The organism is Nocardioides sp. NPDC087217, assembly GCF_044744805.1.
Classification (GTDB): Bacteria; Actinomycetota; Actinomycetes; order Propionibacteriales; family Nocardioidaceae; genus Nocardioides.
Genome location: NZ_JBIUZB010000005.1, coordinates 295,265 through 311,475, shown reverse-complemented (window position 1 = coordinate 311,475; position 16,211 = coordinate 295,265). Strand labels below are relative to the sequence as shown.

Sequence of the window (16,211 nt, the reverse complement as noted above, 5' to 3'; positions counted from 1 at the left end):
TTCCAGTCACCAGGTGACTGGAGACTTCGAGTTTGTGCGTCGGTTCATTCCCCCAGCACCCGATCAGTCGGGATCCGCAGGTCAGGAGAGGCGAGTGCGTAGTCCCGAGGCGCGCAGGGCCCGGTGAGTGATGGCCGCCCGGACCGACTCGGGCGATCCGATGATGCGTACGCGCTCCTGGGCCCGGGTCACCGCGGTGTAGAAGAGCTCGCGGGTGAGCAGGGGCGAGTCGTCGGGTGGGAGCAGGACCGTGACGGACCTGGCCTGGCTGCCCTGAGACTTGTGGACGGTCATCGCGTGCAGGGTCTCGATGTCGCCGAGCCGTGAGGGTGCGTACGTCGCACCGCCCGCGATCGCGACGCGGAGGTCGCCGCCGGCTTCGGTGTAGGTGACCCCGGTGTCGCCGTTGAAGAGGCCGAGGCCGTAGTCGTTGGCGGTGACGAGAACCGGCCGGCCCGGATACCACTCGTGGCCCCAGCCGATGCCGAGCGGCTCACCGGTGGTCTCGGCGAGGCCGCGCTCGATCTGCCGGTTCCAGTGGGCGACGCCCCAGGGCCCGTCGCGGTGGGCGCAGAGGAGGCGCGACTCGTCGAGCATCCGTACGCAGCGCTCCGCGTCGCCCGCGAGCGCGGCCTCGTGAAGAGCGGCGGCGTGAGCGACCAGGCCGCGCTCGACCTCCGCCACCCGGGCCTCGTCGGCCGGGTCGACGAGCTCGACCGCGGGGTCGCCCGACTTCAGCACGTCGAGTGCCGCATCGGCGTCGCCGACCCGCAGCGCCTCGGCCAGGGCGCCGATCGCGCCACCGAAGCGATGGGTGATGCGGAGGGCGGCGACGGCGTCGGGCGAGCGCACGGCGAGCCCGGCGACGAGGTCGGAGAGCACAGCGCCCGCCTCGACGCTCGCGAGCTGGTCGGGGTCGCCGACGAGGATCAGCCGCGCCTCCGGGCGTACGGCCTCGAGGAGCCGGGCCATCATCGTCAGCGAGACCATGCTCGTCTCGTCGACGACGATCACGTCGTGCGGCAGTCGGTTGGTGCGGTGGTGCTTGAACCGTGTCGACGAGCCGGGGCGCCAGCCGAGCAGGCGGTGAAGGGTCGATGCGGTGAGACCTGCGAGGCGGCCGCGGTCGTCGGCGGTGAACTGAGGCGCCCGCTGGGCACCCTCGACGGCCTCCTGAAGCCGCGCGGCCGCCTTGCCCGTCGGGGCGGTCAGTGCGACCCGCAACGGGGTCGAGGACTGCTCGGTGAGCAGCGCCAGCAGCCCGGCCACGGTCGTCGTCTTGCCGGTGCCGGGACCGCCGGTCAGCACCGTCGTCGACTGCCGGGCGGCGGCGAGTGCGGCGGCGCGCTGCTCGGCGTAGCCCTCGCCCGGGAAGAGCCGGGCCGCGGTCGACTCCAGCAGGGCCTCGTCGGCCACGGGGCGCGGCGAGGCCAGGCGGGCGAGCAGGTCATCGCGTACCTGTCCCTCTTCGCGGTGATAGCGGTCCAGGTAGAGCAGGCCGTCCTCGACCTGCACCAGGGACTGTGCCGCCAGCGGGCTGTCGGCGACAGCGTCCAGCCAGCCGTCGGCAGCCGGCCAGGGCAGCGTCTCCTCGGTCTCCCGCAGCGTGGCCAGGTCGACGCAGACCGACCCGTGCCGGACCGCGCGGACCGCCAGCGCCACCGCCAGTCGCACCTCGTCGCGCTCCTCTCCGGCGAGCGCGGCCGCCCGGGTCGCGACGTGTACGTCGGCTGCGGTCAGCACACCCTCGCGGTTGAACGACGCGAGCAGGCCGGTGGCGGACCTGGCCAGCCGTGCGTCGAAGGGGTCCTCGGACTCCCAGCGCTCGATCATGCGGTTGCTCCGTCCAGCAGGTCGGACAGCGCGACCGCGAGGGACGCGGGCGGCTGCCAGGTGAAGACGCCGGTCGGGATGCCGTCGACGACGGGCGTGTCCGGGCCGAGCATCCCGCGCACGTAGAGGTAGAGCACGCCACCGAGATGCTTCTCGGGGTCGTACCCGGGCAGTCGCCAGCGCAGGAAGCGGTGCACCACCGCGGAGTAGAGCAGCGCCTGCAGCGGGTAGTGGGAGTGCAGCATCGCCTCGGCGAGCTTCGGCTGGGTGTAGTCCATCGCCTCCACGCCCAGGAAGTTGGTCTTGTAGTCGACCACCACGAACCGTCCGCTCGGCAGCCGCAGCACCACGTCCACCGAACCGGTCAGGTAGCCCCGCAGCGACTGGTCCCCCAGCGGCGGAGCCTCCAGCCGGTCGGCGTACGTCACCATCGGGTCGTCCGCCGGAAGGTGAGCGCGCAGGAGCGGCGCGAGGTCACGGAGGCACACGTCGGGATCCTCCGGCCCGCGGGTGTCACCGCCCCCGAGCGGGATCTCGAAGTCGAGCTCGCGCAGCCGGTCGCGCAGCGGGATCTCGGCCAGCGTCAGCCCGTCGGCGAGCGGGCCGAGCGAGGTCAGGTTGAGCGGCAGGATCGCGGTCGCGAGGTCCTCGGCCGAGGCCGGCACCGGCCACCAGCGGAGCTGCTCCCGGGTCCTCGTCAGCAGCTCTTCGCCCAGGTCGGGGGCCTGCGGGTCGGTGTGCTCCAGGACCGCGTGAACCAGCGACCCGAAGCCGGCGCCCTTGGGCAGCTCGGCCATCGGCGAGATGTGCTCCTCCTCCGCGGGAGGCTCGATGAGATCGACGTCCTCGGCGATGGGCTCGTCGTCCTTCCCCTCGACCTCCGGCTCCGAGGTCGCCGCGACGCCTTCGTCGACGCGGATGAGCCCCGAATAGGACGTACGCCGCCACTCGGCGTCGACCTCACGGGTGAACGGCCGCGCGGCGAGCACGCCGGGCGGCGCTTCGCGCATCGTCGGCGCTGCCGTCACCGGCACTGCTTCCTCGGCCACCGGACCGCCGTGGCGCGCGACGTTGCTCAGCAGACTTGCCGCGTCCTCGTCGCTCGGCACGGCGACGCTGTCAGGAACCACCGCTTGACCGGGACCTCGCCCGAACAGCAGCCGGTGCAGTCCGCCGGTGGCCGTGTTGGCCGTCGGCGCCCACCACGCGACGACCTGAGACTGCGCCCGGGTCAGCGCGACGTACAGATCTCGAAGCTCCTCCCCGAGCTCCTCGGCCTGGTGTCGGGCCAGGTGCTCGGCCCACTGCGCGCCGGTCCGGGCGACGTCGATGGTCCGCTGCCCCGAGGTGTCGTGGAAGCGGGCGACCTCCGGGTCGCGGACGAAGAAGTCGTAGGCGAAGGGCAGGTAGACGATCGGGTACTGCAGCCCCTTGGACCCGTGCACCGTGACGATCTGCACCGCCGCGGCGTCCGAGTCGAGCCGCCGCGGCCGCTCGGCGGCGGCAGAACGCCGCCGCTCGTCACGGAACCAGGCGAGCAGCGCAGGCAGTCCGAGCGAGTCGCGCACCGAGATGTCGTGGAGCAGCTGCCCCAGATGGCGTACGTCGGTGAGCAGCCGATCCCCGTCGGTGCGCCGCAGCACGCGCGCGGTGAGCCCGCGCTCCTCCGCCGCCTCGATCAGGGCGGCAACGCCTCGGCCGCGCAGCAGCAGCGCCCAGCCGCGCAAAGTGTCGGCGATCCGCGAGGTCAGCGCCTCGCCGCCCGCGTCGAGCTCGGTCGCGGTGTAGCCGAAGAACACGCTCAGCCCGGCCGCCCGCACCAGCGGCGTCCGATGGGGCGAGTCGAGCGCCTGCAGCAGCGCGAGCCAGTCCTCGCCTGCCGGAGTCAGGAAGACGTCACCACCGCCGGCCATCACCGCCGGGATGCCGTGCTCCTGCAGCACGCGCTGGACGAGCAGCCCGTGGGAGCGCACCGCGACGATGACCGCGACGTCGCCTGCCTGGACCGGGGCATCGCACCAGGTGGCCCCGGAGCCGAGCAGCTCGGCGATGTCTCCGGCGAGGTCCCGGGCGATGTGGGTGCGGGCGTCACCGGCGGTGATCATCCGGCCGCGGGTCAGCTTGAAGCCGCTGCGACCGACCCGGCGGATCCGGAACGGCGCCGGATGCGGGGCACCGGCCAGCCTCGACCCCGCGTGGTGAGCCTTGACGTCATGGACGACGATCTCGGGCGAGCCCAGAGCTGCGCCGCGCAGGACCACCTGGAGCCGCTCGACCAGCGGGGCGTCGCTGCGCCAGTTGGTGTCGAGCGTCGACTGCGTCTCGGCCGCTCGGGCGGCAGTCAGGTAGGTGAAGACGTCGCCGCCGCGGAAGGCGTAGATCGCCTGCTTCGGGTCACCGATGAGCACGAGGGTGGCGTGGCCCTCGAAGGCCCGGGAGAGCACCTGCCACTGCACCGGGTCGGTGTCCTGGAACTCGTCGACCAGGACGATCCGCCACCGCTGTCGCATCCGTGCCCGGGCCGGCGCCGAGGTGTCCTCGAGCGCGACCGCGAGGCGGGAGAGCAGGTCGTCGTAGGACAGGACCCCGCGCATCTGCTTGCGCCGGTCGACCTCGTCCCGGACCGCCTCGGCGAAGCGCACCCGCGCACCCGCGACCGGGTCCTCGGCCGGCGCCGGGGCCAGCACCGACTGCGGGTCCTCGACCGCGGTGCGCGCAAGCCCCAGCGCGTCGTCGCGGTCGAACGGCGGTCGCTCCCGAGCCTCGCCGAACCACTTCAGATAGAGGTCGTCGACGACCTCCACGACCAGCTCGTCCAGCGACTCGACCAGCTCGGCGCCGGCGTCGGTGTCGCCGGCCACCCCCAGTGAGCGCAGCACGAGCTGGCAGAACTGGTGGGTCGTCGCGATCGTGGCCCCGTCGAAGGAGGCGAGCGCGTCGCGCACGCGCTCGTGGCGTACCCGGATCTCGTCGTCGGACACGTCCAGCAGCAGCTCGAGGTGGGCGTCGAGCGGGGTCGGACGCTGCCCGGCGACGGCAGCCGCGAAGGCTCGCTCCGCCTCGACCAGGTGGGAGCGCACCCGGTCGCGAAGCTCCTGGGAGGCGGCACGGCCGAAGGTGATCGCCAGGATCTCGTCGAGGGTCGCCTCGCCCTCGACGACGTAGCGGGTGACCAGAGCGCCGATGGTGAAGGTCTTCCCGGTGCCGGCCGAGGCCTCGATCAGCGTGGTGCCGGTGGGGAGGGGACCGGTCAGGTTGAATCCGTCCATCACCAGCTCCCCTGCTCGGCGGTGAGCAACGGCGACCACACCCGCATCGCGAGCGCGCCGAAGCGGGTCGTCTCCCCGTCGAACTCCTCGCCGGCCTCCGGCGGGATACCCAGGCCAGGGATCCCGGACCCCTTGCCCCAGGCCCTCACCTGCTCCACATCGGACTCCTCGCCCTCGAACCGTCCGTCGTTCCACTCCCAGCCGGCCTTGTAGAGCGCGTCGTCCACCCCGGCCTGAGTCCGCCGCTGGCGGGCGTAGGCCAGCGAGGTCTTCAGCGGCAGCGGCAGCGGCGCGGACAGCCCTCGGTCGCGCAACCGCACCAGGTCACGCAGCACATCGACCGCGGTGTGGTCGAGCGGTCCGAGCTGGGAGAGCCCGAACGGCGTACGCGACCGGGAGTTGCCCGGCCGACCCAGCGTCCACGCGCTCCAGGCCCGGTCCTCGTCGGAGGCGGCCAGCGCGACCAGCTGCACCCACGACTCGATCCGCTGCCTGGCGCCCAGGCGGGAGTACGTCACCGGAGCGAGCCGGTCGCCGTAGACCTGTGGGACGGTGCCGGTCAGGCGCCGACCGTCACCGAGGTCGACCTCGACGTCGACAGCCCGCGCCTGCCCGGTGGAGATGCCCGCCTGCCGCACCCGCAGGGCCTCGGCCGCGATCGGCTTCGCCTTGGTGATCACGTCGGTGAGGATGCGCCAGCCCAGCCATTTCGGAGGCAGTACGCCGCGGCGCCACTCCTGCTGGGTCGCCTGCTCCTCCGACATCCCGGCGAGCAGGTCGTGGAGCAGCCGATCGCCCACCGACCACTGCCCCAGGCCGTCGAGCTCGACCGGCAGACCGTCGGAGAGCGGGTCGTCATCACGCGGCAGAGCCAGGTCGAGCCGGTCCCGGAAGAAGGCACGCACCGGCGCCCGGTAGAAGGCCAGCAGCTCCTCGAGCGTCAGGTCTCCGGTGGCGGCCGGCGCCAGCGGGCCCGGTAGGAACTCCGCCGGCTCGACGCGGTCGGACACCGCGGCGAGGGCGCCGGCCTCGGCGGCCTTGTCGAAGGAGAACGAGTGTCCGGGCACCAGCGCGCCGGGCGTCAGGTTGCGCGGGTCGAACGGCTGCAGCGGGTGCCTCGTCGTCACGACCTCCTTGACCGGCCTGCCGTCTGCGGAGACGGCGGTCGCGTCCAGCGTGTCCAGCAGCTCTCCCAGCGGCACCGCGGGCGGTCGCGGCTGGCCCGAGTACTCGTTGGCACCCGTGTAGGTCACCACCAGGGTCTCGGTCGCCGCCAGCAGTGCGTCGAGGAACAGCTGCCGGTCCTCGCTGCGCAGGTCGCGCTCCCCGGTCTGCGGGTCGCGGGCCAGCAGGTCGTCGCCGTCGGTGATCCCCACCCTCGGGAACACCCCGTCGTCCATGCCGAGCAGGCAGACCACACGATGGGGCACGGACCGCATCGGCACCAGCGTGGACACGGTCAGCGTGCCGGTGCGGAAGTTGGCACGCGTCGCCCGGCCGGCCAACCGCGCGCCGAGGAGCGCGCGCACGTCCGGCAGGCGCAGCTCGTCGACGTCCTGCCCGGCAGCGGCGTCCCGCACCCGGGACAGCTCCCTGGTCACCTGGCCCGACTGCCACTCGTCGTTGGTCGAGACCGACGTCAGCGCGGCGACGCCCTCCTCGATCACCTTCAGCCAGTGCTTCAGCGGATGCACCCCGGCCAGCTCGTCGGTCACCTGCTCGAGCCGATCGACGAGCTCGGCGAACTTCCCCGCCAGCTCGACGCTTCCACTCCCCACGTCATCCAACGGCAGCGTCGTATCCAGCCAGGTCGCCGAATCCTCGGACATCGCGACCCCGGTGAGGATCCGGTCCATCCCGAAGCGCCAGGTGTTGGCGACGTACGTCTCCAGCCCGAAGGGCTCGCGGTGCTCCGCGTCGAAGCCCCACCTGATCCCGGCGTCCTTGGCCCAGTCCTCGAGCTGCTCCAGGGCGTCGTCGTTGAGCCCGAACCGGCGCCGCACCGGGTCGAGATGAGCAAGATCGAGTACGTCGCTCACCCCCGCCCGGCCGCCGGCGAGGTCGAGCAGCCTGGTGGCCACGTCCAGAAGCGGGTTCGTACGCGTCAACGACCGGTCCGCCAGCTTCACCCGCAGCCGGTGAGCGGGGTGTCCGGTCTCGCCGGTCATCTCCCCCAGCCCGAACCCGGCCTCGATCAGCGGCGCGAAGGTCTCGATGTCGGGGCACATCACCAAGACGTCCCGCGGCTCCAGCGTCGGATCGTCCTCGAGCAGCCCCAGCAGCACCTCGCGCAGCACCTCCACCTGCCGCGCCTCGCCGTGGCAGGCATGCACCTGGATCGAGCGGTCCCCGGGCTCCAGCACCCGCCCGCCGCTCTCCCCCAGCGCGTTGCCGCGGATGTCCTCTTGCAGCCACGACAGCAGTCCACCCCCGCTGGTTGAGCCGCCGGAGCCGCTACGCGAAGGCGCGTCGAAACCAACACAGTCGTCCACCGCGGCAAGCTCCGCCAGACCTCGCTGCAGCTCCCGCGTATCCCGCCCCAGTGTGGCCAGCAGCGGATGCCCGACCGCGTCGTGCGACCGGTCCGCGGTCCGCGCGACCCTCCCGTCCAGCCCGGCGAGCGCTCGCCACAGAGCGTCGGAAGGGTGCGGCAGCCACAGGTGCACCTCCCGGTGCTCTCCCAGCGCCGCGACGAGCTCGATGTCGGTGGCCGAGAGCCGAGTGTGCCCGAACAACGAGACCCGCTCCGGCAGCTCGAACGCGTCCGGTGCTTCCTTCAGCCGCGCGACCGTCGCCGCCTGCCGCTCCACCGGCGTCGGTCCGCCGATGAGCCCGGCGACGGCCCGCCACAGCGGCGGCTGCCATGCCAGATCCTCGGCGATCTTCGCCCCGAGCCCGTCCGTGTCCAGCCCTGCGCTCCAGTCGGCGACCACTGCCGGCCGTTGGTCCGCGTACCCAGCGAACAAACGCGCCAGCCGCCTGGCCAGAGCCAGCCGCCGCCCGCGCCGACGTACGCCTTCCTCCGTCGTGTCCCCGTGTCCCAGGTGCTGCGCGAGCGGCCTGGCCCAGGGCTCGTCCAGGGATGCGTCGATCGCCGCCAGCACCGGCCAGGTCAGCGACTCCGGCGCCCAGGGATCCTCATCCCCCGTGCCCGCAACCTCCGCGAACAGCGACCAGGGAGACCGGAAGTCGACCCCCGCACAGATCCCGTCCGCACGCCCCTCAGCAGCCCCCAGCCGATGCGAGAGCCGCTGCGACAACCACCGCTCCACCCCCCGCGCCGGCACCACCACGACCTCCGTCGCGAACGGGTCCTCCAACGGCACCGACAACAGCCCACCGAGCGAGTCGGCGAGCAGATCGGTCCGCGGCGCGCGGTGCAGATGTACGACCACAAACCGCAACCTATCGGGCACCGCCGACACAGCTCGCGGGTGTTGTACTACAAGGATCTACTGCGGCCGACCTCGGTCAGCCATCGAACTTGAACGTCGGCATCACGTGATTGATCAGTTCGTCCATCTCCTTGGGCGTCGCAAAGGCGTTGGTGAAGGTCCACTCCACGGAAACCTGCCTGCCGTCGATGAGCACGCCGTAGTTCTCGAAGGTGTTCGTGTCGTTCTTCTCCCGAATGTGGAAGAAGGTGTAGCCGCCGTACTTGACGTCAGGAAGGCGCTTCGCCCCCGGCCCAGCCGCGCTCATGCGAGCATCTGCGAGCTCGTCGGTGTTGCGAGCAAGAGACGCCGTGTCCGCGTCAAGCACTGCACCTCCCGGCGAACTCCCGTTCTCGCCGGGGGCATCGATCAACCAGTAGGGGTCGTCGAAACGCACGTTCCAGTTAGCGGGAGCGCTGAGTTGCGCCCCATTCTGGTTAGCCACCTGCGGAGCACCAGTTGGTTCGGTCGGTGCACCCGACGTCGCAGAGGTCGACGAGCTCGGCGGCTCCGAGGGATCATCATTGCCTCCGCCGCAAGCAGAAAGCGCAACTGCGGTGAGAACAGACGTGGCGAGTGCGGCGAGCCGACGAGCCGTACGGCCCTTCCGAGATGCAGTCATGCCCGAGAGCGTAGTGGCTGCCTCCGTCTGATGATTGCGCGTGACCATCTTCGACCGTCGTGTTTAGACTTTGCCTACTGCGCGAACTGACTCGGAGGCCAACATGGCAGGTGCAAGCTCAACCGGGGTCAATGAGACTCTCGTCAACACGATCAAGGATGTGCTCACCGACGCGAAGGTCGAGATCGACGCGGTCCACGTCGAGAGGCCGGGATCCAAGGCCCTCGGAGGCGGAGCAACGGCGGCGACGCTCGAGAGCCTGATGAACCGAGCCACCGATCGCATCAACTCGGCAATGTCAGAGACGTCCAATGCACTGATCATGTTCGTCGATGGGCTCGACGCCGCCGTGCGCGCTGTGAAGGACGCCGACGAAGAGGCCGAGCAGGCGTTCCGCAACAAAATGACCTCGGCGGTCGAGATGATCGATGAGCCGTTCTTCAACAACCTGATGAAGGACGATCGTCCGAACATGCCGGGTTTCCAACTGCCGTTCTTTCCGCTGTCCCCCGAGGCCTTGCAAGAGATCGCGTCTCGATCCGAGTTCGGCCAGGATCAGGAGGACTGACCTGTGGCTGGTGTCAAGGGCACGATGATGATCATGCTGGAGCAGTACGTCGCAAATGCTGCCCCCGAGGACGTTGAGAGCCGCTTGGCTGAGTGGCGACGCGCGCGCAGAGCGATGAGTGAAGCCGCCTCCAGCCTGGATATGGCAGGAACGAGAGTTTCCGAGGCCTTTGAGGAAACATCCCTGACAACGGCGGCCGCCAAGTCAGCTTTCAAGCAAGCTTCGGGCGACCTGAAAGAGAAGGTTGCTCAACTCGACGCGGCCGTCGAGGCGCTGAGCAAGGCGCGCGCAACTACAAAACGGGCGCAGGAGATTCACAAGCAGCTTGCGGCATCCCTCCCGACCTCCCACGGCCCTGCGCCCGACCCTTCGGCACCGCAATACGCCCAGTCCGGAACTGGCGTCGACACTGCCACGGCAGTGCAGAACCAGAAGGCGCTCCAGTCGGACCGAGCTGCCTGGCAGGCCCGAGAGCAGGCGATCGCCGACGCCGAGCAGGCGGCAGCCCAGCAGATCCAAGAGGTCGACGAAAGCAATTACACGGCCGATCCCCCGGTGCGGGATATCACCGACATGCCGAAAGACGATTCGGACAAGGCTCCGGCGGCCCCCTCGTCTCCAGGTTCGTACAGCGCGATCGCGGCGTCCCGAGCCCGGATGGCGACGTATAACTCAGGCACGCTCTACCCCGACGGCTGGGGCCACGAGCTGATCGCACAGGAGAAGGCGAACATCGCGGCGCACGAGGCCGAGAACACGCCTGAGTGGAACGGCACCCAATGGGTCAACGCCGACGGGTCGCCGGCGCCGTCGACGTCGTACGCCATGGTCGAGACGGCCGACGGGTTGGCCCCTCTTGGGGGCGGGACGAGTGGCATGGCCGCGCTCGCGATCGGTGGCGGCGGGGCTCTGCTCGGTGCTGGTGTGGCCAAGGCGCTTGCCAACAAGTTCGCGTCCGGAGCGTCTGCCAAGGCAGCGACGGCAAGCGCGACGTCGAGGTCGGCAGCGGCCAGGGCCGGTGCCGCCGGTGCCCGCGCGGGCGGCGGAGCTGGCGCCGGAGCTCGCGGAGCTGGTGCTGGGGCCGGCGCACGCGGCGCGGGTGCCGGGGCAGGTGCTCGCGGCGCTGGTGGACGCGGCGGTGCGACGGGAGCGGGCAGCCGTGCCGGACGCGGCGGAGCTGGCGGTGCCGGCGGCCGCGGCGGCAAGAAGGACGACAAGAGGAACGGTCAGGACCATGACTGGCAGGCCGACTACACCGACGACTGGACCGAGACGGCGAGCGACGTCCTGGATCCCAATGCGTCCCGGGGCTGGACTCCGAACGCACCACAGGACGACGCCTCCAGCGCCGACAAGAACGGCCGCAAGCCCTCGTAGGAACGACGCTCGCTGAATCGCCGGCCTCTTCCACGGCCCACAACCGTGGAGGAGGCCGGCGGTTCGCATTGTCCGGGTGGCAGCGTCCTCAGCCTGGTTGGATGGTCGCGATGACCACGCTGAGGATGGATCGGCTCTCGATCGAGGGCGCTGAGGACCCGATCAATGGGCCGCTGCCGTTGCTGCACGGCGTGCCCCGGCCAGGGTTCGAGCCCGGTGCCGCGCCATATCCGGACATGGCAGCCAATCTCGAGTACGGCCGGCCGAGCACGCTGCTGCCGTACACGGCTCAGGACTCCTACACGCGCCGACGTGGCCTGCGCGATCTGCCGAGCCTGGTGCTGGAGAACGAGCTGCTCTATGCCACCTTCCTGCCCGGCTACGGTGGGCGGCTGTGGTCGCTGGTGCACCGGCCGTCGGGCCGGGAGCTGCTGCACCGCAACCCCCTCCTGCAACCCGCCAACCTGGCGCTGCGCGACGCCTGGCTGGCCGGCGGGGTGGAGTGGAATCTCGGGGCCACGGGACACTGGCCACTCACCTGCTCCCCGCTGCACGCCGTGAGCCTGACCGCGCCGGACGGCACCCCGGTCCTGCGGATGTTCGAGTTCGAGCGGATGCGGCGGGTCGTGGTCACGATCGACGCCTGGCTGCCAGCAGGATCCCCGGTGCTGCTGGTGCACGTCTCGCTCCACAACCCGGCACCGAACCCGACACCGGTCTACTGGTGGACGAACATCGCAGTGCCCCAGAGCCCGGACGTGCGTGTCGTCGCCCCGGCCGAGCGGGCGTTCCACTTCGACTACACGGAGCAGCTGAGGCTGATCGACTTTCCGCAGACGGCGGGCGGCGACCAGAGCTATCCGGCGAGGTTCCCGCAGGCGGCAGACTTCTTCATGGACGTCCCGGGCGGCGAGCGCCGCTGGATCGCCGCGCTCGACGGCGACGGCCGCGGGCTCGTCCAGACCTCCACCGACCGACTCATCGGCCGCAAGCTCTTCCAGTGGGGCACCGGTGCGGGTGGACAGAGGTGGCAGGAGTGGCTGTCCGGGCCGGGCGCTGCCTACATCGAGATCCAGGCCGGCCTGGCGCGTACGCAGCTCGAGCACCTGGCGTTGCCCGGCGGCGAGACCTGGGAGTGGGCCGAGGCGTTCGGCCTGCTGGAGGTCGACCCCGAGCAGGTGCACGGCTCATGGGACTCGGCCCGGGCGGCCGTGAACGAGGCGGTCGAGAAACTCGTCCCGCGTGCCGAGCTGGAAGCCGCGCTCGGCGAGGCGGGACGCTTCGAACCGCCCGCAGACCTGCTCGCCCGCGGGTCCGGGTGGGGCGCGCTCGAGGTCTCGGCGGGCGCTGTGCCGGCCGACCCGCTGCGCCCGTTCGGGGCCTGCGGCGACGATCAGAAGCCCTGGCTGGAGCTGCTGCAGCACGGCCGGCTGCCGATCAGCGATCCACCCGCGGCTCCGGTCCTCGGTACGCACTGGCGCGAGCTGCTGGAGGCCTCGGCCGACGACTGGCACGCGTGGTATCACCTCGGCCTGCTCCTGCTGGCCGACGACGACCGCCGCGGAGCGCGCGAAGTCCTGGAGCGGTCGGTCGCCGACCATGCCAACCCCTGGGCCCTGCGTGCCCTCGCGCACCTCGCCGAACCGGCGGACCCGCCCGCTGCGGACCTCCTGCTCGAGGCCCACCGCCTCCTTCCCGACCTGCGCGAGCTCACCATCGAGCTGCTCCAATCGCTGATCGCCGCCGGCCGCCCCACTGAAGCGCTCGAAGTGGTCGCCGCCCTTGCCGGCGCGGACCGTGAGCATGGTCGGATCCGACTGTGCACCGCACAAGCGGCACTCGCCCTGGGCGACCTCGACCGGGTTCGCAGACTTCTCGACGTGGGCATCACGGTCGACAACCTCCGCGAGGGCGAGGCGGCCTTGGACACGCTCTGGCTCGCCGTTCACCTCGGCGAGCCGGTGCCACCTGCGTACGACTTCCGGATGACGTCCGGCTGACGGCCCGCTAGGCGACCTTGTTCATCTCACCCGTGTGCTCGATGTCCTCGTCGAGCTGGTGACGGGCGTCGGGGTGGCCGTGGAAACGGCGGTAGGAGTAGCCCAGGATGGCGAGGGCGATGATGCACGACCCCAACAGGGTGACACCGGTCCAGTCGCCGCCGAGGAGCCAGAAGGACGCCTCGAGGGGCCACCAATGGGGCGCAGGCGGGTTGATCAGGAAGACGACGCCGACCGCACCGATGGAGAGCGCCCCGAGGGTCGAGGCCACGATCCGCGGCCAGGTCTCGACGCCCTCGGCAGCCCCGCGCAGGGCGCGGAGGCGGACCGGCTCGACGTAGCGGCGAGCCCAGGCGTACTGGCGAGAGAGCACAGCCAGCCCACCGAAGAGCATCAACAGCCCCGGCCCCGGCAACACCATCGCGGCGATACCGGCGACCACGAGCAGCCACCCAACGGTCTCGTAGGCGAGCCGCTTCGCTGCGGCTCCTGCGAGGGACTTCATGCCAATAGCCTGCCATTCCGGGACAACCCCGAGAACAACTAGGGGAATCTTACGACCGCTCATGCGGCCAGGTCGTACTTGACGCCCTCGGGGCTCGGGAAGGTCAACCAGAGCACTGCGAGGACGATGTCACCGATCACTGGTACGACCAGGATCAGCTGCCACCACCCGGAGCGGTTGATGTCGTGCAGCCGCCGCGCACCGAGCGCGATGGTCGGCACGAACGCCACCAGTCCGTAGAGACCGATCACGAGGCTCACCACCTCGTCCCGCGCCAGTACGAGGACGATGAGCATCAGAAGGTTCACGAGCATCGGCCAGAGCAGCTCGGTGCGGCTGGCGCGACCCGAGAATGTCGCGTACTTCTTCCAGAACCGCGCGTACGCCTCGGTGATCGAGGCCGCACGAAGCGGCTGACTCAAGGGGATCGTCACGGGCAGGAACCTTAGGTGGGGGACATCGGCTACGTAAATGTCTGGCCGGGCATCTGTTCCAGATACGAACAAAGTTCATCTTCCCGTAGGAAACGAAAGCAGACGGAAACAACAGGGGCGGCGTACGGAAAAGAAAATTCCGTACGCCGCCCCCGGCTGTGGTCTCGATCAGGCCTGAGCGGCCTCGTCGATGGCAGCAGCGACGCGCTTGTGCGCCTCCCAGATCTCCTCGGGCAGCTTGAACTGCTTGAGGTGCTCCTCGCGGAAGCCCATCTCCTGCTTCCAGCGGTTCAGGTCGAGGGAAAGGATCCGGTCGAGGTCCCTCTGCGGCAGGTCGAGGCCGCGCAGGTCGAGCTCGTCCTCGGTCGGGATGACGCCGACGGGGCTCTGCTGGCCCTTGACCTCACCCTTCTTGAACTGCAGCAGCCACAGCAGCGCGCGCACGTTCTCGCGGTAGCCGGGCCACAGGAAGTGGCCGTCCTCGGAGTCACGCTGGAACCAGTTGACGTGGGCGAAGACCGGCTTGTCGGTGGCATCGCCGATGATCTTCAGCCAGTGGCGGGCGTAGTCGCCCTCCTCGTAGGCGAGGAACGGACGCATCGACATCGGGTCGTAGCGCAGCACGCCCTCGAGGCCGTCAGCTGCGGCGGTCGCCTCGGCACCGAGGGTGAGGCCGTCGTAGACGCCCTCGGCCACGTCGGTGATCGCGCGGATCAGCGGCTCGCGGTCACGGGTGCGGCCACCGAAGATGATCGCGTCGACCGGCACGCCGGCCGGGCTGTCGAAGTCGGGGGCCGCGTTGGGGACCTGCGAGATCGGCGTGGTGAAGCGGGAGTTGGGGTGGGCCCAGGGGTCGCCCAGCTCGTCGTCGATCCGGTCGGCGATGCGCTCGCCCTTCCAGTCGATCCAGCCGTCGAGGTCGTCCGGGTGGTGCTTGGTGAGCCCCTCCCACCAGACCTCCTGGGTCTTCTCGTTGTAGGCGACGTTGGTGAAGATCGCACCCGAGCCCGGCAGGATCGCCTGGATGGCGCCCGGGTTGGTCTTCTCGTTGGTGTCCTTGGCGACGCCGAAGACGCCGTTCTCCGGGTTGAAGGCGTAGAGCTTGCCGTCCTCGCCGACCCAGATCCAGGCGATGTCGTCGCCGTAGAAGGTGACCTCGTAACGCTCACCGAGGGCGTCGGGCGAGAGCGTCATCGAGAGGTTGGTCTTGCCGGAGGCGGACGGGAAGCCACCGACGACGTGGAACTCCTCACCGGTCTCCTTGTCCTTGATGCCCAGCAGCAGGAACTGCTCGGCCAGGAACTTGCCGGAGGCGCGGCCGTCGTAGCAGGCCTGGCGCAGGCCGTGGGCGATCTTGCCCAGCAGCGCGTTGCCACCGTAGGAGGAGCCGAAGTGGAGGATCGTACGCTGGTCGGCGACCGTCGCGAAGAGACGCTGGTCCTTGTCGGTCCCCTGCCCGAGGTTGGGCAGGTCGCCGGTCACGTGCACGGCACGGACGAAGGAGTTCGGGTCGGCGAGGTTGTTGATGTAGTCGATGCCGACGCGGGCCATCCGGATCATCTGCTGCACGACCGGGCGGCTGTCGGTGAGCTCGACACCCGCGGCGTACGCCTCCAGGGGCGAGCCGGCCGGAGCCATCAGGTAGGGGATGACGTACATCGTCTTGCCCGCCGAGGCGCCGGTCATCCGCTCGGTGAGCGTCTTGACGGTCTCGTCAGCCGGCTTCCAGTTGTTGTAGACGCCCTTGTCCTCCGGGTTGGAGGTGGCGACCACGGTGCGCTCCTCGGAGCGCGCGGTGTCCTTGCTGTAGGAACGGCTGTAGTAGCGGCCGCCCGTCACCGGGAGAAGCTCGCCCGCTGCCAGGGACTCCTGGAGGAGCCGCTCGTCGTCGGCTGCGCTGACAACCTCGATCTGCTCGGCTCCGGTCACCCCTGCCCAGTAGGAGACATACTCCCGCACATGAGGATTCGTCAGCCCCGCCTCATCGAGGACCTTGTCCACGTCAACCATTCCGACACCCTTCAAAAGTTTCGCCGATTGCAGGCACGTTACCCCAGTTGAAGAGGCCTCCAACCGGGGTACCGTGCACCAGAGTGGGTCATCGATCACGGGCCTGGACAATTGATCGATCCAACTGCAGGCGATGTTCCGATAGCCGGTCCTGAGACC

At 70.2% G+C, this 16,211-nt stretch carries 10 protein-coding genes; 3 read left to right on the top strand and 7 right to left on the bottom strand.

Annotated features, from left to right (window positions below):
• Window positions 1-81: 81 nt before the first annotated feature.
• The 4 genes from recD to ACIO3S_RS22150 form a co-directional block, all read right to left on the bottom strand.
• Window positions 82-1,833 (bottom strand): exodeoxyribonuclease V subunit alpha, encoded by a 1,752-nt coding sequence (gene recD, locus ACIO3S_RS22165; protein ID WP_400467870.1) that lies wholly within the window; start codon window positions 1,831-1,833, stop codon window positions 82-84.
• A complete protein-coding gene (locus ACIO3S_RS22160) occupies window positions 1,830-5,102 on the bottom strand; it encodes a UvrD-helicase domain-containing protein (RefSeq protein ID WP_400467869.1) in 3,273 nt (1,090 codons plus the stop codon). The genes recD and ACIO3S_RS22160 overlap by 4 nt, the downstream gene beginning before the upstream one ends.
• The gene (recC, locus tag ACIO3S_RS22155; RefSeq protein ID WP_400467868.1) at window positions 5,102-8,497 is read right to left on the bottom strand and encodes an exodeoxyribonuclease V subunit gamma; all 3,396 of its coding nucleotides are present in this window, start codon (window positions 8,495-8,497) and stop codon (window positions 5,102-5,104) included. The genes ACIO3S_RS22160 and recC overlap by 1 nt, the downstream gene beginning before the upstream one ends.
• Before the next feature lie 76 nt (window positions 8,498-8,573).
• Window positions 8,574-9,158: a hypothetical protein gene (locus ACIO3S_RS22150; protein ID WP_400467867.1), complete on the bottom strand. Its 585-nt coding sequence runs from the start codon at window positions 9,156-9,158 to the stop codon at window positions 8,574-8,576.
• Between the two features lie 103 nt (window positions 9,159-9,261).
• On the opposite strand from ACIO3S_RS22150, the gene ACIO3S_RS22145 reads away from it, so the two are divergent.
• The 3 genes from ACIO3S_RS22145 (at window position 9,262) to ACIO3S_RS22135 (ending at window position 13,103) form a co-directional block, all read left to right on the top strand.
• Complete coding sequence (locus ACIO3S_RS22145; protein WP_400467866.1) at window positions 9,262-9,726, top strand: hypothetical protein; 465 nt, start codon at window positions 9,262-9,264, stop codon at window positions 9,724-9,726.
• 3 nt (window positions 9,727-9,729) lie between these two features.
• Window positions 9,730-11,103: a hypothetical protein gene (locus ACIO3S_RS22140; protein ID WP_400467865.1), complete on the top strand. Its 1,374-nt coding sequence runs from the start codon at window positions 9,730-9,732 to the stop codon at window positions 11,101-11,103.
• 110 nt (window positions 11,104-11,213) lie between these two features.
• A complete protein-coding gene (locus tag ACIO3S_RS22135; protein WP_400467864.1) occupies window positions 11,214-13,103 on the top strand; it encodes a DUF5107 domain-containing protein in 1,890 nt (629 codons plus the stop codon).
• 7 nt (window positions 13,104-13,110) lie between these two features.
• Here ACIO3S_RS22135 and ACIO3S_RS22130 read toward each other — a convergent pair whose 3' ends face one another.
• The 3 genes from ACIO3S_RS22130 to ACIO3S_RS22120 all read right to left on the bottom strand — a co-directional run bounded on the left by ACIO3S_RS22130 (window position 13,111) and on the right by ACIO3S_RS22120 (window position 16,052).
• Entirely contained in the window at window positions 13,111-13,608 is a 498-nt protein-coding gene (locus ACIO3S_RS22130; RefSeq protein ID WP_160026449.1) for a PGPGW domain-containing protein, read from the bottom strand.
• Between the two features lie 59 nt (window positions 13,609-13,667).
• Window positions 13,668-14,042, bottom strand: coding sequence for a DUF805 domain-containing protein (locus tag ACIO3S_RS22125; RefSeq protein WP_160026448.1), 375 nt, complete (start codon window positions 14,040-14,042; stop codon window positions 13,668-13,670).
• A 168-nt stretch (window positions 14,043-14,210) separates the two neighbouring features.
• Window positions 14,211-16,052 carry a phosphoenolpyruvate carboxykinase (GTP) gene (locus ACIO3S_RS22120; RefSeq protein WP_400467863.1) on the bottom strand — a complete coding sequence of 614 codons (1,842 nt, stop codon included), beginning with the start codon at window positions 16,050-16,052 and terminating at the stop codon, window positions 14,211-14,213.
• Between the last annotated feature and the right edge of the window lie 159 nt (window positions 16,053-16,211).